The organism is Rhodoferax sp., assembly GCF_012927445.1.
Classification (GTDB): domain Bacteria; phylum Pseudomonadota; class Gammaproteobacteria; order Burkholderiales; family Burkholderiaceae_C; genus Rhodoferax.
Genome location: NZ_JABBPD010000007.1, coordinates 94,987 through 114,565 on the forward strand (window position 1 = coordinate 94,987; position 19,579 = coordinate 114,565).

The window sequence follows — 19,579 nt, forward strand, 5'->3', positions numbered from 1 at the left end:
ATTTATCCACAAGCTGAGAGAGCCCATAAACACCGCCCAGCCGCCCGACGTTCAGGTGTGGAACCGCCGGGCGACGCAGGTCAATACTTGTAAACGCCTTGCCCGGATTTGCGGCCCAGACGGCCAGCGGCCACCATTTCCTTGAGTAACGGGCAAGGACGGTATTTGCTATCGCCAAACTCGCTCAAGAACACCTCCATCACGGCCAGACAGACGTCCAGACCGATCATGTCGGCCAGTGCCAGCGGGCCAATTGGCTGATTACAGCCGAGTTTCATACCCGCATCGATGTCCTCGGGCGTGGCCAGACCTTCGGCCAGCACAAAGAGGGCTTCGTTGATCATCGGAACCAGAATGCGGTTGACCACAAAGCCTGGCGCGTTCTTCACCGTGATCGGTGTCTTGCCCAGGGCGGTGGCCATGGCGTGCACGGCATCATGGGTGGCATCGCTGGTTTGCAAGCCACGGATGATTTCCACCAGCGCCATCATCGGCACCGGGTTGAAGAAGTGCATGCCGATAAAACGGTCGGCGCGACCGGTGACGGCCGCCAGCTTGGTGATGGAGATGGACGAGGTGTTGGAGGCCACAATGACTTCTGGCGCCACCAGCGCGTCAATCTGCTTCAGGATTTTGACCTTCAGGTCGTAGTTCTCAGTGGCCGCTTCAATGACCAACTGGGCCGCCTTGAGGTCGTCGTAACTGGTGCTGACCTTGATGTGCGCCAGCGCGGCCTCTTTGTCGGCAGGCGTGATTTTTTCTTTTTTCACCAGCCGGTCCAGGCTGCCCGCGACGGTGGCGATGCCTTTGGCCACGGCGGCGTCTGAAATGTCAACCATGATGACGTTGATGCCTGATACAGCACAAGCTTGTGCAATGCCATTTCCCATGGTGCCTGCGCCAATGATGCCGACGGTAGTGATACTCATGCTGAAGAACTCCAATCAATCAAAAAAGTCAATGTTAACGGCCCACCGCTTGATGTCAGTGCCACTGGCGGAGGTCAAGCGTTCATCATCATCCGCCCAACCCCTGCAAGGGCGACGGTAGCGATGCCGGCAGGGTACCCATAGCGACCATTCGCTACGCGGGTTTGAGATGCCGGTCGGTTGCTATTTTGAGTCCAACCAAGTGATTTTAATAGTTGATCTGCATCAATGATTTCCAGCTTGCCTTCGTGACCGGCTAGTCCACATGGGGTTAACCCGTGCATACTCAACCTTCCACTTCCAACAAGATTCAAGGTCATCGCCATGGAAAAACCGATTTCACCCGCGCAACCTTCTGAACAGCAACGCGAGATTGCCAAGTCGATTGATGAAGCGTTTCATGCGCAGCTGGCCAAGGCCAACATGGGCTTGTCGCCAATTTCACTGACGTTGGCCTATGCGGATTGGGCCATGCACTTGGCCGCCTCCCCGGGTCGGCAAATGTTACTGGGGCAGCAGGCCACGGCACTGTCCAAACAGGCCCTGACCCGTTCATTGCAGCAAGTGCCGCCCGTCGATGCCGATGGCAAGCCGGTCCGCGAAATGGACCCCCGCTTCAGCGACGCGGGTTGGAGCAAGTGGCCCTTCAACGCCATGAAGGAGGGTTTTAAAGCCAGCGACGCCTGGTGGCGCGAGGCGACCCAGGTGGACGGCATGTCCAGACACCACCAGCACATGGTGAATTTCTTCACCCGTCAGGGCCTGGATGCGCTGTCGCCCTCCAACTGGCCGACCACCAACCCCGAAGTGCTGAAGAAGGGCCAGGAGTCCATGGGCCAGAGCTGGCTCAAGGGCTACCAGAGCTATGCCAAGGACCTGATGGAGTATCAGACGGCCCGCCATAGCGCCGATGGAGACACGCTCAAACCGCTCGATTTCGAGGTCGGCAAAGACGTGGCGATAACGCCGGGCAAGGTGGTCTTTCGCAATCACCTGATCGAACTGATTCAGTACACCCCCACCACCAAAAAGGTGTTTCCCGAGCCGCTGCTGATCGTGCCTTCGTGCATCATGAAGTACTACATCCTGGACTTGTCGCCCGCCAACTCGATGGTGCGCTACCTGGTGGGCAAGGGGCACACGGTGTTCATGATTTCATGGCGCAACCCGGATGCCTCCGACCGCGACCTGGGGATGCAGGATTATTTGCAGATGGGCGTGATGGAAGCCATGGCTGCCGTCAAGTTGCACACGGGCGCCCCTCGCATTCACGCCCTGGGTTACTGCCTGGGTGGCACCTTTTTGTCCATCGTCGCCGCGGCGCTCGGTCGCGGCGATCCGCAGGCACAAAGCCTGGTGCGGGGGCAGAACCCGCGGCGGCGCCACGAAGACGTGGCCGGTCTGGACAACCTGCCGGAGCTCGCCACCGTCACGCTGCTGGCGGCATCGACCGACTTCAGCGAACCCGGCGAACTGGGCGTTTTCATCGACGATGACCAGCTCAACACGCTGCGCCAGGCCATGGCACGCACCGGCTATTTGTCGGGTCGGCAAATGGCGGGTTCGTTCCAGTTTTTGAATTCGCGCGACCTGATCTGGTCGCGCAACACGCGCCGCTACCTGCTGGGGCAGGATGAAGTCGGCAACGACATGATGAGCTGGAACGCCGACCTCACGCGCCTGCCCGAGCGCATGCACACGGAATACCTGTCGTCGCTGTTCCTCAACAACGCCTTGGCTTCTGGCCACTACCGTGTCGGGGGTGTGGGCGTGGCGCTGATGGACATCAAGGCACCGCTGCTGGTGGTTGGTACCGTGCGCGATCACGTCTCACCCTGGCAGTCGGTTTACAAGATCCATCTGCTGACCGACACCCAAACCACCTTCATTCTGGCGGCGGGGGGCCATAACGCGGGGATTGTGTCCGAGCCTGGACACGCCCACCGCAGTTACCAAATGGATTGCGTCGAAAAAGGCCACGCCTGGATGGAGCCCGACGAGTGGGTCGCACAAGCACCACTGTTTGAGGGCTCGTGGTGGGAAGCCATGCACACCTGGCTGCAGGAGCGGTCGGGCACGCCAGTGCCGGCCCCGACCATTAAGCCGGCCAGCGTGCTGTGCGATGCGCCCGGTGAAAACGTGATGATTCGCTATGCCGACTGAGCCGCCGTCGGAAGAGGATCCGCAGGCCCAGCGCCTGCACCAAATGGAATCGTCCATCGAAGAACTGAACACCCGCATTGCCCGTCTCGCGATTGGCTTGGGCGTGTCGCTCCAGAACGAGACTGAAATCGCCCGTGTCATGAGTCAGCAACACACGGCCGCAGCGGTAACGACCGAGCGCCGCGACAGTCCGGACCGGCGGGAGGCCTCCCGCACGGGTTCAGGCCCGGACCGCCGCGCGTCCCACATGCGGGAAGAATTGCGCGGCCTGATGGTGCTGCGTTACAGCGTCGAGACGCGCTATGTGGACGAGGTCGGGGTGACCGCCACCCGCCAGATTTTGGTCGAGGCCGAAGCGCACATGGAACGCGTGGGTTTTCAGCCCGGCGCGGACGGCATCAACCTGGACCGGCTGTTTAACGAGTCCTGACACGACCGCGTCACGCGGTTCGCCTACCTTGGTTGCACCAGCGGCTAATTTTTTGAAATGATGACATGACGACTGACCTCCATTCCTTCAGCCTGGCCGGCAAAAAAGGCCTCATCCTGGGCCTGGCTAACGAACACAGCATTGCCTGGGGCTGCGCCCAGTTGGCGCGCCAGCAGGGTGCCGAGGTGGTGGCCTCGTGCCTGAATGACAAGGCCCGGCCCTTCATTGAGCCGTTGACTGCCGCCGCCGGCATCGACCTCAAGACCTGTAACGTTGAGCAGCCTGGCGAGTTGCAGGCGCTGGTAGACCACGCAGTGGCCCGTTTGGGTCGACTGGACTTTGTGATTCACTCCATTGCCTGGGCCCCGCTGGAAGACTTGCGCGGCCAGGTGATTGACAGCACCAGCACCGGTTTTGCCCGTGCCATGGAGGTGTCATGCCATTCGTTTGCCACGCTGGCCAAGTTCTGCGCGCCGCACATGACGGACGGCGGCAGCCTGGTGACCATGACGTACCTCGGCGCCGACGAAGCCGTGCCTCACTACGGCCTGATGGGTCCGGTGAAAGCGGCGCTGGAGTCGCTGGTGCGCTACATGGCGCTGGAGCTGGGGCCGCAGCGCATCCGGGTGCATGCGGTGTCGCCTGGACCGATCATGACCCGCGCTGCCTCCGGCATTGCTTCGTTTGACGAGCTCATGGGACATGCCATCGAGAAGGCCCCGCTCGGCCGTCTGGTGACGCTGGAGGAGATTGCCCAGCTTTGTGCCTTCCTCTGCACCGATGCCTCCTCCGGCATGACCGGACAGACCATTTATGTCGATGCCGGCTGCCACGCCGTGGCGTGATTGCCCGCTATCCCCCGTCAACTCTCCTGCCCCTGTTGTCAAGTAACCCATTGCCATGAATCTCACCATGAACACTGATCTGATTGAAAACGTCACCTACGATGAAATCACGCTGGGCCAAAGCGCCCGCCTGCTGCGCACGCTCACCTTGGCCGACATTCAGGCCTTTGCCGCCGTGTCGGGCGATATCAACCCGGCCCACCTGAATGCTGAATACGCCAACGACACCTTGTTCCATGGCGTGATTGCCCATGGCATGTGGGGCGGTTCCTTGATCTCGGCCCTGCTGGGGACACAGTTTCCCGGCCCCGGCACGATTTACCTGGAGCAGGTGCTGCACTTCACCAAACCCGTTCGCATTGGGGACACGCTCACCGTGACGGCCACCGTGGTCAGCAAGGACGACGCCAAAAAGCGGGTGGAGCTGGACTGCCAGGTGGTCAACCAAAAGGGTGACCGCGTATTGCACGGCACCGCCCGCGTGCTGGCCCCGACCCAAAAGGTGAAGTTACCGCGCATCAATGCCCCGCTGATCCAGTTGTTTGACCCGGAGGCCCGCTTCAAGGAACTGCTGGCGCGCAGCAAAGGGCTGGCCGCAGTGCGCTGTGCCGTGGTGCACCCCTGCGACGCGGAGTCGCTCAGCGGCGCCATGGATTCCGCCGGCTACGGCTTGATCGTGCCGGTGCTGATTGGCCCCGAGGTGCGCATTCGCCACCTAGCCCAGGAAGCCGGCATTGACCTGACCGGCGTCGAGATTATCTCGGTGTCGCACAGCCATGCCGCCGCCGAAATGGCCGCCGATATGGCGGTCAAGGGTGAAGTGGAGGTGCTGATGAAAGGCAGTCTGCACACCGACGAGTTGATTCACGCCGTGCTGGCCCGGCCCGCGCTGCGCACCGGGCGGCGCATGTCGCATGTGTTCCGCTTTGACGTGCCGCTCTACCCCAAGCCACTGCTGATCACCGACGCCGCGCTCAACATCCACCCCACGCTGCAGGAAAAGGTGGACATCATCCAGAACGCCGTCGACTTTGCCCGCATCATGGGCATCGAAACGCCCAAGGTGGCCATCCTGTCGGCGGTGGAAACCGTCAACCCCAATATCCCCTCCACCATTGACGCTGCCGCGCTGTGCAAGATGGCCGACCGCGGCCAGATCAAGGGTGCCATCCTGGATGGCCCGCTGGCATTTGACAACGCCATTTCGCTGCACGCCGCGCAGGTCAAGCACATCAATTCACCAGTGGCGGGGGATGCCGACATTCTGGTGGTGCCCGACCTGGAGTCGGGCAATATGCTGGCCAAGCAGCTGGAGTATCTGGCCGGGGCCAGCGGCGCTGGCCTGGTGTTGGGTGCGCGCGTGCCGATTGCCTTGACCAGCCGAGCCGATGGCCCGATGAACCGGGTCGCCTCGGCGCTGCTGGCCCAACTGGCGGCCCACAATGCGCGGCGCGACCAGCCGCGTCAAGCCTGGTAAGGCGCGGCCATGGCGATTCTTTCCGTCAATGCGGGTTCGTCCTCGCTCAAGTTTGCTATCTACCCGCTCACCGCTGGCCAGGTGGAGAGCAGTGTGCTCACCGGCTGCATTCAAGGGCTGGAGCCGGGCGGTGCGCCAGTGTTGGACTGGACCTTTCAGGGCAACAAGAAACACCTGCAACTGCCCGCCACGACCGATGATCCGTTTGAGCAGGCCCTGCGCAGCCTGAGCGAACTGCTGACGCGCAAACCCTCCATTCCCGACATCCAGGCCATCGCCCACCGCGTGGTGCATGGCGGGCGGGATTTCTCAAACAGCGTGGTGGTGACCGAGGCGGTGCTGGCCCGGCTGGACCGGCTCAATTCGTTGGCGCCCTTGCACCAGCCGCACAACCTGCAAGGCATTCGGGCCTTTCAAAAAGCATTCGCTGCCACGCCCCAGGTGGCGTGCTTTGATACCGCCTTTCATGCCACGCTGCCCGAGGTGGATTACAGCTTTGCCCTGCCGTCGTCGCTGACCGCGCAGGGCGTGCGCCGTTATGGCTTTCACGGCCTGTCGTACCAGTACATCATGGGCGTGCTGCAGCAACGCAGTGAGCAGGCGGGCGGCCGCGTCCTGATGGCGCACCTGGGCAACGGTGCCAGCCTGTGCGCTGCCCAGGACGGCCGCAGTTGCGCCACCACCATGGGCTTTTCGGCGCTCGACGGCCTGATGATGGGTACCCGCAGCGGCTCACTCGACGCCGGCGTCCTGCTCTACCTGCTGGAGCGGGGCTGGGACCACGACCGGCTGCAAACCCTGCTCTACAAACAAAGCGGCTTGCTCGGGGTCTCGGGCATCTCGGCCGACATGCGCCGCCTGCGGGCCGATGGCAGTGCCGCCGCCCAGCGGGCCATCGACCTGTTTACCCACCGGGTGGTGCGCGAATCGGGTGCGCTGGTGGCTTGCCTGCAAGGGCTGGATGTGCTGGCCTTCAGCGGCGGCATTGGCGAACACGACGCGGTGCTGCGCGCCCAGGTCTGCGAACGGTTGAGCTGGCTGGGGGTAGAGATTGACCCCGATCTCAACCAGCAGGCCACCGGCGACGCGGTGCTGGCGATTCACTGCCCGGACAGTCGCGTGCAGGTCTGGGTGATCCCGACCGACGAGGGCTTGGTGGCTGCGCAAGAGGCGGCGCGCTTGATGTGAGAAATAGCGGGTTCCGTCCCGCTGAGTTGGGCGTCACGCCAGAGCGAGCCAACCTCGTTTTTTTGTGACATACAGTACAAGATTCGATACTTCTGGAAATTAAAAATCATGAAAAAAATTCGCATTGTTTTGATCGGCGCTGGTGAAACCGGTACCCCGTTGCTGCGCCAGTTGCTGGGTGTAGATTTTGTCGAAGTGGTCGGCGTTGCCGATTTGAACGACGACCAGCCCGGCATCACGCTGGCCAAGGCGCAAGGGGTGCCCACCACCAATGACTTCATGACCCTGCTCAGCCTGGGCGAGGCGATCGACATCGTCATCGACGTGACCGGCGTGGCCAAAGTGCGTGACCAGTTGCGCAGCCACATGCAGACCTCGGGCAATCACCACACCATCATCATGCATGAGCTGATTGCCGTCTTGTTGATGTCGCTGTCACAAGGCAAGCTGGTGTCGATGAAGCACAACGCCGTCGATTACGTCTGAGAATCGACCGCCATGGCCCGCTGGCCGGCGTCATAATCTGAACTTTCGACCGGCTTAACCGGCCTGCACCGCCGCTTCGGGCCTTATTTCCCGTCGTTGCCCCTTGAAATCTGGCCCGCTGGCCCATAGCTGCGGGTTGATCGCAGTGCCGAGCCTGCGACAGAATTCCGTTTTTGACACCTATTCAACTCCCATGACCAAACAAACTCTTTCCTTTCAGGCCGAAGTCGCCCAGTTGCTGCACCTCGTCACCCACGCGCTGTACTCCAACAAAGAGATTTTTCTGCGCGAGCTGATCTCCAACGCCTCTGACGCCTGCGACAAGCTACGCTTTGAAGCCATCAACGACGGCGGCCTGTACGAGAACGACACGGAGTTGAAAGTCAAGGTCACTTTCGACAAAGACGCCAAGACGCTGACCATCACCGACAACGGCATCGGCATGAGCGCGCAGGAAGCCATTGACCACCTCGGCACCATCGCCAAGAGCGGCACCAAGGACTTTGTCAGCAAGTTGTCGGGCGACCAGAAGGCCGATTCGCAGTTGATTGGCCAGTTTGGCGTCGGTTTTTATTCCGGTTTTATCGTGGCCGACAAGATCACGGTCGAATCGCGTCGCGCCGGCATGAAAGAAACCGAAGGCGTGCGCTGGATCAGCGGCGGTGCCGGCGACTTTGAAGTCGAAACCATCACCCAGGCCCAGCGCGGCACCAGCGTCATCCTGCACTTGCGCGACGACGCCCTGGACTACGCCAGCGCCTGGAAACTGAAAGGCATCATCGCCAAGTATTCCGACCACATCAGCCTGCCCATCTTGATGGAAAAGGAAGAGTGGAAAGACGGCGAGCTGATCAACGCGGGTGACGAAAACGGCGGCCGCCAGCCCGGCGCCATGCTCAAGACTGGCGAGTGGGAAGCGGTCAACAAAGGCAACGCCATCTGGGCGCGCGCCAAGAAGGACATCACACCCGAGCAGTACAACGAGTTCTACAAACAGATCAGCCACGATTTTGAAGCACCGCTGGCCTACACCCACAATCGGGTCGAAGGCAGCACCGAGTACACGCAGTTGCTCTACATCCCCGGCAAGGCGCCGATGGACCTGTTCAACCGCGAGAAGTCGGCCGGCGTCAAGCTCTACGTCAAGCGCGTCTTCATCATGGACGACGCCGAGGCGCTGCTGCCGACCTACCTGCGCTTTGTCAAAGGCGTGGTCGATTCGGCCGACTTGCCACTGAACGTGTCGCGTGAACTGCTGCAGGAAAGCCGCGACGTCAAAGCCATCCGCGAAGGCTGCACCAAGCGCGTGCTGGGCATGCTGGAAGACCTGGCGAAGCACGACAAGTTGCCCGAAGCTGCGGCTTCGGCTGAGGGTGTGACCGACACCACCGCAGGGGTTACCGATGTCTTGAGCGAAGCCGACAAGGCGGAGGCGGCCGCCAACGCCGGCAAATACAGCAAGTTCTACAGCGAATTTGGCGCCGTGCTGAAAGAAGGCCTGGGCGAAGACTTTGGCAACAAAGACCGCCTGGCCAAGTTGCTGCGCTTTGCCTCCAGCACCACCGACACCGTGAGCGTCAGTTTTGCCGACTACAAAGCGCGCATGAAAGACGGCCAGGAAGCCATCTACTACATTACCGCCGATTCCGCCTCTGCCGCCAAGAACAGCCCGCAGCTGGAAGTGTTCAAGAAAAAAGGCATTGAAGTGCTCTTGATGACCGATCGTGTCGACGAGTGGGCGCTCAATTACATGCACGACTTTGACGGCACCCCGCTGCAAAGCGTGGCCAAGGGCGCAGTGGACTTGGGCACGTTGCAAGACGAGACCGAAAAGAAAGCCGCTGAAGAAGCCGCCGAAACTTTCAAGCCCTTGCTCGCCAAGCTGAAAGAAGCGCTGAAAGACAAAGCGCAAGACGTGCGTGTCACCACCCGTCTGGTCGACAGCGCTGCCTGCTTGGTGGTGCAAGACGACGGCATGAGCACGCAACTGGCGCGCATGCTCAAGCAAGCCGGTCAGGCCGCACCGGACGTCAAGCCGGTGCTGGAAGTGAACGCCGAACACCCGCTGGTGAAAAAGCTGGATGGCTCGGTGCACTTCAACGACCTGGCGCACATCCTGTTTGACCAGGCCTTGCTGGCCGAAGGCGGCATGCCGTCTGACCCGGCGGCGTATGTGAAACGGGTGAATGCGCTGTTGGTTTGATTTTTATAGATCAAATCGGCCTCTAGCCCTCGTACTCATTGCGTAAGTAGCTACTAAAAAAGTAGCGAATGAAATGCAAAAAGCCCCGCCAGTCGATCTGACTGGCGGGGCTTTTTCTTTTAAGTGATGGCAATGCTGTGCCGGTATTGGCCTGGAAAATTGATCGGCACAGCCACCGCCTACCGAGTTGCACTGGAATACTGGACCCGCTTTAACGCCCAAACCCTTAGCTTGTGGCGGCTTGCGCCGCGCGTTTTCAGTTAGACTGAACCAAAGGAATCATCACTATGGCAGGCGTATTCGGTAAAGATCCCAACATGAAGAAAAGCAACCACGCGGAGCTTGAAAGGCTCAACCTGGAGCGCAAGCGCAAGTTGGCAGAAGCGGCCGTCAAGTTCACCCAAAAGAAACCTGCCGCGCCAAGCAGCGAAGCCGCCGTGAAATAACGGCTATGCAGAAAAAATGAAGGCCCCAATTAAGGGGCCTTCATTTTTTCTGCTCTGGCTTATCAGGTCGAGACCGTGAACCTCACGCCACCAGCGGTTCTTCCTGCATCGCTTCCAGCTGCTCTTCCAGCATCTGCACCTGGCCTTTCCAGTAGTCGCTGGAACCGAACCACGGGAAGTTAATGGGGAAGGTGGGGTCGTGCCAGCGGCGCGCCAGCCAGGCGCTGTAGTGAATCAGGCGCAGGGTGCGCAGCGGTTCGATCAGCGCCAGTTCACGGCGGTCAAATTCGCGGAACTGTTCATAGCCATCCACCAGCGCGCCCAGTTGCCGGTTTTGTTGCTGGCGGTCGCCACTGAGCAGCATCCACAGGTCTTGCACGGCCGGGCCGCTGCGGGCGTCGTCCAGATCGACAAAGTGCGGGCCGGGGCCGGCGCTGGCCGGCGACTCCAGCGGCGTCCACAGGATGTTGCCGGGGTGGCAGTCGCCGTGCAGGCGGATGCGCTGGATCGGCTCGGAATAAGGGTCTTTTTGGCCGCCAGCCCCTGTCAAGCATGCGTAACCAGCTATTAAATCCAGAGCATCCTGCGAGACTTTGGCCCAGGCGGATTGCACGTCCAGCGGCACTTTGTCGTTTGCTAGCAGCCACTCGCGCGACTCGATGCCGAAGCTTTGCAGGTCCAGCGCCGGGCGGTGGACAAAGGGCTTGGCGGCGCCGACGGTGTGAATGCGCGCCAGAAAGCGGCCAATCCACTCCAGCACGTCGGGGTCGTCCAGTTCCGGCGGGCGGCCGCCGCGGCTCGGACTGACGCTGAAGGCAAAGCCGCCAAAGTGATGGAGCGTGGTGCCGTTCAACACCAGCGGCCCGACCACCGGAATCTCCGACGCCATCAGCTCGGCTGAGAACGCGTGTTCTTCCAGAATCTGCGCTTCGCTCCAGCGCTCGGGGCGGTAAAACTTGGCGACCACCACCGGGCCGTCTTCCAGGTGCAGCTGGTAAACGCGGTTTTCGTACGAACTTAAGCCCAGTTGCCGGCCATCGCCATAAAGGCCAACGCTGGCCAGCGCGTCCATGACGACGTCGGGCGTGAGGGCCTCGAACGCGTGAAGACCAGGGGAGGAAGCAGAAAAATTGGGGGTGAGTGGCGCCATGCCGACATTGTCGGGCCTATCGCCCCCCGGCATCACTGGTTACTGTTGGCGCGCACCTCTTCAATGGTGGTCTGACCACCGAGGACTTTGTAGATGCCGTCTTGCCGCAGGGTGCGCAGGTGCCCGTGTTGCATGCCTTCCAACTGGAGCTGCTCGGGCCGGGCGCCGGTTTGGATCAGGCGGCGCAGGCCGGGCGTGACCATCATCAACTCGTGAATGCCGACTCGACCCCGCAAGCCGGTGTCCTGGCATTTGCTACAACCCGGGGCGCTGTAGTGCGTCAACTGCCCGTTGTGCCCAAATTCGTCCAACCACTCGGCCAGGACTGACTCCCGCGCCGGGCGGAGTTCAGGGGCAAACGAGTGCAGATAGTCTTCAATCAGTTCCTCGACGAAGACCTCTTCGGCTAGCGCGGCCGTGCGGCAATCGGGACACAGCCGACGCACCAGACGCTGCGCCAGCACCGCTAACAGCGAGTCGGCAAAGTTGAACGGGTCCATGCCCATGTCGATCAGCCGGGTGACGGTCTCGGCCGCGCTGTTGGTGTGCAGGGTGGACAGCACCAAGTGGCCGGTGAGCGAGGCTTCAATGGCAATCTGAGCCGTTTCCTTGTCGCGGATTTCACCCACCATGATGATGTCTGGATCGGCCCGCAAAAAGGAGCGTAGCGCTTTGGCAAAGGTCCAGTCAATCTTCGGGTTGACCTGCACCTGGCGCAAATCGGGTTGGGTGATTTCAATCGGGTCTTCGGCTGTCCATATCTTGCGCTGCGGCGTGTTCAGATAGCCCAGCACGGAATGCAGGGTGGTGGTCTTGCCCGAACCGGTGGGGCCGACGCACAACACCATGCCGTAAGGCCGGCTCACGGCCTCGCGCAGATGAGTAAAGTTGGTGGGCGAGAGGCCGAGTTTCTCCATGGCGATGGGTTTGGCCGATGACAGCAGCCGCATCACCACGTCTTCTAAGCCGGCGTAGGTCGGAATGGTGGCGATACGTAATTCCAGCCGATGGTGGCTGGAGAACTTGGCAAAGTCGATCTTGCCGTCTTGTGGCTTGCGGCGCTCGGAGATGTCGAGGTCGGCCATGATTTTCAGGCGCGCCGTCAGGGCCGCGCGGTAGGTGTGGGGTAACTCCAGATAGTGCGACAGCACACCGTCTTTGCGAAACCGGATGCGGGTCTTGGTGCGCCCCGGGTGGGTTTCGATGTGGATGTCGGACACGCCCCGGTTGTGCGCCTCAATGATCATGGTGTTGATCAGGCGAACCAGCGAATTGTCAGACTGCTCAATCTGGTTCTCGGCCACCTCTACATCGCCTTGGTTGAGCTCCATGGATTCCAGTAACTGGCTGGTACTGGCGAGGTCGGCGGGCTGGTGGTCGGTGTTGTGTAGCGCGTCGTTCGGTTGCGTGCTTAGCAAGCCAAATTTTTCATACATCCCAATCAGCGATTGCGCAATATCTACGTCATCCCCCAGTGTGGCGATGACGCGCGCCTGCATCACGAATTCGAGCTCTTCGAGCATGTCGCGCCGCGTTGGGTCACTGGTGGCCACCACCAGCAGGTGGTCGAGCAGCAACAGCGGCATGACACCCAGCCGCTGCGCCATGGGGAGTGCAATCTTGCGTAGCGCTTCCGCCTCAATCGGGAATTGCGTCACATCCACCACCGGGTAACCCATCTTGCGGGCGAGCGCCATGTTCAAGTCGCGCTTCGACAGGAATCCCATGTTGACCAGCAGCTGCCCCAGCGGCACCGAGCGTTCGGTTTTTTGCTTTTCGAGGGCCTGGCCCAGCTGCTCTTCGTCGATGTAGCCCAGTCGGGTGAGCGCCTCGCCGACCCGGATCATCGGTATCTTGGCTTGCTGGTCCAGCGCCACCAGCAGCTGTTCGGAGGTGACGATGGCGTTCCCGACCAGGTGGTCACCCAGTTTGCGGCTGCGCAGGTTTTTTTGTTCGGTGGCCGCTTGCTCCACCTGCTGCTGGGTCACGGCCCGCTGCGCCACCAGCATTTGCCCGATGTGCTCGCCAAAATTCACGCTCAGGTAGGCGCCGCGCGGGATAAACACCCGCTCCACACTGCCCTTGGCGTTGAGTGGGGTGAACACAAACAGGCCAAAATGGGTTTCTACATACCCGACGGTCTGACCGGAGGCGGTGCTGCCATTTTCCAGATGCAAGTGGTATTCGACCGTCGAGCGGTAGCCGAAGATATCGGAAAACTGGGTTTCGGTGACCACCGCTTCGGGGTGAACCGGCTCCTTCAGGGTCAGGCGTAGAAACTGTGAAAACCTCAAGTGGGTAATCGATTTTCCGGGGGGAATCTGGATCGTGATGGTCTGTGCAGCGGGGGTGAGCGCAGACAGCAGGCAGCTGCGAACCGCGCCGTTGAGTCCCATCACCTCACAGACTTGCGGCTCAGTCCAGGGCGGTGCATCACGGTAAATCGCGTAGGGCGGCGAGGGCCAGTAAAACCCATTGAACTTGCTGCTGGCCTCCAGCATGCTGAAGCCGGCGTTTGGCACCAAGGGTGCGGGCACCGGCTCTGAAGATAAGTCGAACGAGTTCATTGGTGACATATTTCAAGTTGAATAAACGAAGGCCTAAAACGGCGCGTCCAGATCCCGGTTCCAGGCCGGTTTCATCTTCGCGGCCTGCTCCACCAGCCGCTCGAACGGCAAGGTCTGCTTGACCAGAATGATGGTGCAGGGCGCGTCCATCGCCACCTTGATCGGCACGGTGGCGACAAAGCGCTGCGTTTTCAGGCCATGCGTGGCGGCGCCCATGACGATGAGGCTGACCTGGTTGCCGGCGGCGTAGTTGACCAGCGCCTGCGCCACATCGCCCGATTCGAGCACGTGGTACGAGGTTTGGCGGCCCGGCATGTCCAGCGGCTGCGCCCACTGGCGCAGGCTGGCGAGGTAGCGCCGGTGCACGCTGGTTTCGCTCTTGTGATCACTGGAGGTACTGGTCTGGCCGGGGGAGATGACGGTCACGCAGGCCAGGCGTGCGCCGGGACGCGTGCCCAGCGAACGCGCCACCGCCTGGCGCAGCGAGTACAGGGTGGCGTCGCTCACATCTTTGTGCGGAATCGCCACCATGATGATCGGCACTTCTTCAATCTGGTGCGCTGGCAGCGGGCTGGGCTGGTAGTGCATGCCGGCGGCCTTGATCCAGCGCTTGAAATGGGTGCCAAAGCCGGTGCCTTTGAGGTTGCGGCCGAGCTCGGTGATGGTGATCTGTTCCGGGTGGCGCAGGTCAAACGCCAGATGGGCTGCCGACGGGTAGCGTTTCGCCGCCTCGGGCTCCAGGCAGCGCAAGATCACTTCCTGCAGCCACTCGGGCAACTGGGGCTGCAACTTGCGCGGCGGCGGCGGGTCCATCCACAGCCGCTGGCGCAGTCCGCCGGGCGTCTGTGGTGCGCCAAAGGGCAGCTCGCCGGTGGCCAGCTGGTAGAGCATGACGCCAATGGCAAAAATGTCGCTGCGCGGGTCACCGCGCACGCCGACCACCTGCTCCGGCGCAATCCAGGCCGGCGAGCCGACCGCCTTGCGCAGCTGCTCGGCCAGCAGATCGGGGTAGAGCGCGTTGCACGACAAGCCAAAGTCCAGCAACACTGCACTGCCATCGGGCCGGATCAGCACATTGGCCGGTTTCAAATCCAGGTGCACCGTGTTTTGCTGGTGCAAGCTGTGCACCGCCAGCGCCACCGCCTCGCCCAGGCGGGCCAATTCATCCGGCGCCGGGCGCTCGGGCGCTTCCAGCCAATGCTCCAGGGTTTGGCCAGACACGTATTCCATGACCAGATAGGGCACGTTTTCCAGGTCGCCCGCCGCCACAAAGCGCGGCACATGCGGGCCCGACAGGGCTTGCATGATCTGGTGTTCGACTTCAAAGCTGATGATGTTTTCGGCGCCGTCGCCAGCCGTCATGCGCGGAATTTTCATGGCCATCGGAAAACCCGGATCGCTGGCCCCTTCGGTGTAGCGCACACGGTAGATGTGGGCCATGCCGCCGGAATGGATGCATTCTTCAATCGTAAAACCGTCCAGCTGGGCGCCGGGTTCCAGTAGTTTCATCGTCCCTGCTCCAGCCGGTCGGCAAAGTAGGCCGGTAGCCCGGCCCGTCGGATCGCCGCCGCCGCCGCATGGTGGTCGTAGGCGACGCGTTGAAAGGTCAGCTGCAATTTGCTGGTGTCAAACAGGGCGTACATGGCCTGTGGATTGCCGTCGCGCGGCTGCCCGACCGAACCGATCGTGGCCAGCCAGTGCCGATGACGCGGCACCGGCACTGCGACGCCCGGGGTGGGCATGAATTTCATCAAGCCCGCGCCGACGCCACGGTAGTACAGGGTCTGCATGTGGACGTGGCCGCCAAACACGTAGCGCACCTCCGGTCTGTCGGCTGCCGCGTCCAGGCTGGCCGCGGCCGCGCGCTCGTCATACACATAGCGCCACAGCGCCGGGTCGTCCACGCTGGCGTGCACCAGCAGCATGGTGTCCTGCTGCAGCGTCAGGGGCAAGTGGTCCAGAAAGAGCCGCTGGCTGTCACTGAGTTGTGCGTGGGTCCAGGTGGCCGTGCTTTCGCCCACGGTTTTAACCTCTGCTGGCGGGGCGACCGCCATCGCGTCGTGGTTGCCCTTGATCAGCAGCGCGCCGCCGGCCGCCAACGCCTGCGCGCGTTCGACCACGGCGACGGGGTCAGCGCCGTAACCGACCAGATCGCCCAACAGGGCAAATTGTTCTGCGCCCTGGTCGCGGGCATGCGCCAGACAGGCCTCAAAGGCGTGCAGGTTGGCGTGAATGTCTGACAGCAAAGCCAGCTTCATGGCGCTCCTTGATGGTTGCTTTTGTGTGTGAGCCCGCATCATGCCCGATCCTACGGGCGCTGCGTCGGCCTATCCGCAAGCGCACGTCTTTTTAAGAAGCGACGCGTCGCACGGGCACCAATGCCCTGTACAGTCGCCCCACTATGAAATGGCAACACCGTACACGATTCATTACCCGGCGCGGGCTGATTTACTCACTGCTGCTGTGTCTGGTGATCCTGGGCTTGGGTGGCGTGGGGTTCTGGATCCTGGAGCCGAGCGCCATCACGCTGAGCGATGGCTTGTGGCTGGCCTTTACCACCGCCGCGACGGTGGGGTATGGCGACATCGTGCCCAGCACCCACGCCTCGCGCGCATTTTCGGTGCTGGTCGTGTTGCTGGGCCTGGCGGTGCTGTCGCTGGTCACCGCCTCGGTGGCGGCCATGTTCGTTGAAACCGAAGAGCGGCAGATCGAGCGCGACCTGATGCACGAGATTAGCGCGCTGCGCACCGAGGTCCGCAGTTTGCATGATGAGTTGCGTGAGCTCAAGGCCCCGCGCCCGCACAGCGGACGCGATTAGGCCAGCGTCAGCATCACCTCAATGTTGCCACGCGTGGCGTTGGAGTAGGGGCAAACTTCGTGCGCCTTGTTGATCAGGGCCAGCGCGGCCTCGCGCCCCATGCCCGGCAGGCTCACCACCATTTGCACCTCAATGCCGAAACCGGCCGGAATCTGGCCAATGCCCACCGTGGCATTGATGGACGCATCCGCTGGCATGGCCAATTTTTGTGTACTGGCCACAAATTTCATGGCGCCAATGAAACAGGCGCTGTAGCCGGCGGCAAACAGCTGCTCCGGGTTGACGCCGCCGCCCGCACCGCCCATTTCTACCGGCACGCGCAGCTTGAGGTCCAGCAAGCCATCCGATGAGCGGATGGTGCCGTCCCGACCGCCTGTGGCGGTTGCGTGGGCTTGGTAGACAACTTTTTCGACTTTGGTGACCATGGTGTTTCCTTGAAAAAAGCTTCTTGAATCGAAGCGGGTTAAAAAGAGAAGGACGAGAGGGGGTGGGTGAGGCGATGCGCGACGGCCCTCAACGCGTCATCAAGCCGCCAATTGGTCGCGCAGGGCTTGTACTTTTTGGGTCAGCGCCATCAGCTCTGGAATGGCGTGGTGGGTGGCACGGATGACACACGCCGGCACCTGGGCGGCGCGGGTTTTGAGCGTGCGGCCGGTGGCCGTGAGGGTGACGTGCACCCGCCGTTCGTCTTGCGCGGAGCGGGTGCGCCGCAATAAATCGGCGGCTTCCATGCGCTTGAGCAGCGGCGTCAGCGTGCCGGAGTCCAGAAACAGGCGTTCGCCCAGCTTTGACACCGTTACATCGTCCTGCTCCCACAGCACCAGCATCACCAGGTATTGCGGGTAGGTCAGCCCCAGTTCGGCCAGCAACGGCTTGTAGAGCTTGGTCATGGCGAGCGAGGCGGAATACAGCGCAAAGCACAACTGGTTGTCCAGCAGCAGGGCGGCATCGGTTGGCGTGGTGCGGGGTTGCGTTGACATGACTTAATTATAGTTCGCAATTAAATTGCGTGCAATTTAATAACCGGGGGTGTGCACCCATACGCCAAAGAAACAGGCGACTGGCAAAGCGCTGGCGAGTGGATCCGACCGGAGGTCCGGCTGTTCCGAGGCGCTGAATCGACGCAATGGGCCTGCTCACGCCTCCTGAAGTTTGCGGTAATGTACGACCCTGGCACACAGCAAAAGAATTCATCAAGTGCCCGGAGGAACCCATGTTTGACTACATCATCATCGGCGGTGGCTCGGCCGGCTGCGTGCTGGCCGCGCGGTTGAGCGAGAACCCCGACATCAACGTGGCCCTGCTCGAAGCCGGCCCGGTCGACCGCAGTGTGTTGATCCACTGCCCGGCCGGCCTGGCCCTGTTGGCCAAGACCGGTCAAGCCAACTGGCAATTTGACACCGTGCCCCAAGCCGGGCTGAACGGACGAACCGGTTACCAGCCGCGCGGCAAGGTGCTGGGCGGCTCCAGCTCAATCAACGCCATGGTGTACACCCGCGGCCACCGCGCTGACTACGACCACTGGGCGGCGCAGGGCAACCCCGGCTGGTCCTATGACGAGGTGCTGCCGTACTTCAAGCGTGCCGAACACAACGAACGCGGCGCCGACGCCTTCCACGGCGGCGGCGGCCCGCTGAATGTGATGGATTTACGCAGCCCGCACCCGGTTGCCCCGCTGTTTGTGCAATCCGGTCTGGAAGCGGGTTTTGCTCACAACCCCGACTTCAATGGCGAGCGCCAGGAGGGTGTCGGCCTGTATCAGGTGACGCACAAAAACGGCGAGCGCTACAGCGCGGCCAAAGCCTACCTGACGCCCAACCTGGATCGCCCCAACCTGCAGGTGTTCACCGGCGCGCACACCACCCGCATCTTGCTGGAGCGCAAACGCGCGGTCGGCGTGGAATTTCATCAGGACGGGCAGGTTAAGCAGTTGCGGGCGGCGCGCGAGGTGCTGCTGTGCGCCGGCGCCTTGCAGTCGCCCCAGATCTTGATGCTGTCCGGCATTGGTCCGCACGCCCACCTGCTGGAAAACGGCATTGCCACCTTGCACGACCTGCCGGGCGTCGGGCAAAACCTGCATGACCATATCGACGTGGTGCAGGTGGTGCATGCGCCGCAGGCCAAGGCATTGTTTGGTCTGTCCTTGACGGGGGCGGCGCGTGTTGCTCAAGGAATTTTTGAGTGGCGCCGCCATCGCACCGGCCTGCTCACCAGCAATTTTGCCGAAGCGGGGGGCTTCATCAAGAGCCAGGCCAGCGAGCCGATCCCGGACCTGCAGCTGCACTTTGTCGTTGGCAAACTGGTCAATCACGGGCGCACCACCCCTTTGGGGCACGGCTACTCGTGTCATGTCTGCCTGCTGCGTCCACGCAGCCGTGGCAGCGTCCAGCTGGCCAGCAAAGACCCGCTGGCGCCGCCCTTGATCGATCCCAACTTTTTGGGCGAGCGCGACGATATGGACCGTCTGCTTCGCGGCTTCAAACTGATGCGTCACATCCTGGCGCAACCGGCCTTGGCGGCCCTTCATGGCAAAGAACTGGCGGTGTCCGCCCGCGCCCGCACCGATCTCGAGATCGAGCACTTCATCCGCGATCACGCGGACACCATCTACCACCCGGTGGGCAGTTGCCGCATGGGCAATGGTCCGCTGGACGTGGTGAATGCCCAGTTGCGCGTGCGCGGCATCGATGCCTTGCGCGTGGTGGATGCCTCCATCATGCCGCGCGTGGTGGGCGGCAACACCCATGCGCCGGTGGTCATGATCGCGGAGAAAGCGGCCGACATGATCAAGGTGGCGCAGACCTGATATCGCGGTCATCCTCCGTGGCGTGCCGGCCACGGGTCCCTGCACCAGGGTCAGCGCTGCTCGTTGGCGGC

18 protein-coding genes are annotated in these 19,579 nt (G+C 61.9%); 10 read left to right on the forward strand and 8 right to left on the reverse strand.

All coding sequences use genetic code 11. The features are described 5' to 3' along the window. Positions 1–80 precede the first annotated feature (80 nt). Positions 81–929 (reverse strand): 3-hydroxybutyryl-CoA dehydrogenase, encoded by an 849-nt coding sequence (locus HHJ17_RS12115; protein WP_296499425.1) that lies wholly within the window; start codon positions 927–929, stop codon positions 81–83. Between the two features lie 74 nt (positions 930–1,003). Then, positions 1,004–1,255, reverse strand: coding sequence for a hypothetical protein (locus HHJ17_RS12120; RefSeq protein ID WP_296505954.1), 252 nt, complete (start codon positions 1,253–1,255; stop codon positions 1,004–1,006). On the opposite strand from HHJ17_RS12120, the gene HHJ17_RS12125 reads away from it, so the two are divergent. From HHJ17_RS12125 to HHJ17_RS12160, 8 genes are all read left to right on the forward strand, one after another. Then, on the forward strand, positions 1,254–3,092 hold the full coding sequence (locus tag HHJ17_RS12125; protein WP_296499427.1) for an alpha/beta fold hydrolase: 1,839 nt from the start codon (positions 1,254–1,256) through the stop codon (positions 3,090–3,092). The genes HHJ17_RS12120 and HHJ17_RS12125 overlap by 2 nt on opposite strands. Continuing rightward, positions 3,082–3,522, forward strand: a complete 441-nt coding sequence (locus HHJ17_RS12130; RefSeq protein ID WP_296499428.1) for a hypothetical protein — start codon at positions 3,082–3,084, stop codon at positions 3,520–3,522. The genes HHJ17_RS12125 and HHJ17_RS12130 overlap by 11 nt, the downstream gene beginning before the upstream one ends. Positions 3,523–3,587: 65 nt before the next feature. Then, positions 3,588–4,367 carry an enoyl-ACP reductase FabI gene (fabI, locus tag HHJ17_RS12135; protein ID WP_296499430.1) on the forward strand — a complete coding sequence of 260 codons (780 nt, stop codon included), beginning with the start codon at positions 3,588–3,590 and terminating at the stop codon, positions 4,365–4,367. Between the two features lie 55 nt (positions 4,368–4,422). After that, the gene (locus tag HHJ17_RS12140) at positions 4,423–5,844 is read left to right on the forward strand and encodes a bifunctional enoyl-CoA hydratase/phosphate acetyltransferase (RefSeq protein ID WP_296505955.1); all 1,422 of its coding nucleotides are present in this window, start codon (positions 4,423–4,425) and stop codon (positions 5,842–5,844) included. Positions 5,845–5,853: 9 nt separating this feature from the next. Beyond that, positions 5,854–7,032, forward strand: coding sequence for an acetate/propionate family kinase (locus tag HHJ17_RS12145; RefSeq protein ID WP_296499432.1), 1,179 nt, complete (start codon positions 5,854–5,856; stop codon positions 7,030–7,032). Between the two features lie 108 nt (positions 7,033–7,140). Next, on the forward strand, positions 7,141–7,518 hold the full coding sequence (locus HHJ17_RS12150; RefSeq protein ID WP_296499433.1) for an oxidoreductase: 378 nt from the start codon (positions 7,141–7,143) through the stop codon (positions 7,516–7,518). Between the two features lie 193 nt (positions 7,519–7,711). Further along, complete coding sequence (gene htpG, locus HHJ17_RS12155) at positions 7,712–9,721, forward strand: molecular chaperone HtpG (protein ID WP_296499435.1); 2,010 nt, start codon at positions 7,712–7,714, stop codon at positions 9,719–9,721. A gap of 287 nt (positions 9,722–10,008) precedes the next feature. After that, positions 10,009–10,167 (forward strand): hypothetical protein, encoded by a 159-nt coding sequence (locus HHJ17_RS12160; protein ID WP_296499436.1) that lies wholly within the window; start codon positions 10,009–10,011, stop codon positions 10,165–10,167. 82 nt (positions 10,168–10,249) lie between these two features. On the opposite strand, the gene HHJ17_RS12165 is transcribed toward HHJ17_RS12160, so the two are convergent. From HHJ17_RS12165 to HHJ17_RS12180, 4 genes are read right to left on the reverse strand one after another with little or no spacing between them, the layout of a single operon-like run. After that, on the reverse strand, positions 10,250–11,317 hold the full coding sequence (locus HHJ17_RS12165; RefSeq protein ID WP_296499438.1) for a serine/threonine protein kinase: 1,068 nt from the start codon (positions 11,315–11,317) through the stop codon (positions 10,250–10,252). A 32-nt stretch (positions 11,318–11,349) separates the two neighbouring features. Beyond that, the gene (locus HHJ17_RS12170; protein WP_296505958.1) at positions 11,350–13,884 is read right to left on the reverse strand and encodes an ATPase, T2SS/T4P/T4SS family; all 2,535 of its coding nucleotides are present in this window, start codon (positions 13,882–13,884) and stop codon (positions 11,350–11,352) included. 33 nt (positions 13,885–13,917) lie between these two features. Further along, positions 13,918–15,393 carry a bifunctional serine/threonine-protein kinase/universal stress protein gene (locus HHJ17_RS12175; RefSeq protein WP_296499440.1) on the reverse strand — a complete coding sequence of 492 codons (1,476 nt, stop codon included), beginning with the start codon at positions 15,391–15,393 and terminating at the stop codon, positions 13,918–13,920. Beyond that, positions 15,390–16,142, reverse strand: a complete 753-nt coding sequence (locus HHJ17_RS12180; RefSeq protein WP_296499442.1) for a metallophosphoesterase family protein — start codon at positions 16,140–16,142, stop codon at positions 15,390–15,392. Before HHJ17_RS12180 ends, HHJ17_RS12175 begins: the two co-directional genes overlap by 4 nt. Before the next feature lie 143 nt (positions 16,143–16,285). Here HHJ17_RS12180 and HHJ17_RS12185 point away from each other — a divergent pair, with 143 nt between their 5' ends. Continuing rightward, positions 16,286–16,702, forward strand: coding sequence for a potassium channel family protein (locus HHJ17_RS12185; protein WP_296499443.1), 417 nt, complete (start codon positions 16,286–16,288; stop codon positions 16,700–16,702). Here HHJ17_RS12185 and HHJ17_RS12190 read toward each other — a convergent pair. Further along, positions 16,699–17,127 (reverse strand): organic hydroperoxide resistance protein, encoded by a 429-nt coding sequence (locus tag HHJ17_RS12190; protein WP_296499445.1) that lies wholly within the window; start codon positions 17,125–17,127, stop codon positions 16,699–16,701. The genes HHJ17_RS12185 and HHJ17_RS12190 overlap by 4 nt on opposite strands. A 99-nt stretch (positions 17,128–17,226) precedes the next feature. Beyond that, a complete protein-coding gene (locus HHJ17_RS12195; protein WP_296499447.1) occupies positions 17,227–17,682 on the reverse strand; it encodes a MarR family transcriptional regulator in 456 nt (151 codons plus the stop codon). A gap of 233 nt (positions 17,683–17,915) precedes the next feature. On the opposite strand from HHJ17_RS12195, the gene HHJ17_RS12200 reads away from it, so the two are divergent. Further along, positions 17,916–19,508 (forward strand): choline dehydrogenase, encoded by a 1,593-nt coding sequence (locus tag HHJ17_RS12200; RefSeq protein WP_296499448.1) that lies wholly within the window; start codon positions 17,916–17,918, stop codon positions 19,506–19,508. Positions 19,509–19,579 lie beyond the last annotated feature (71 nt).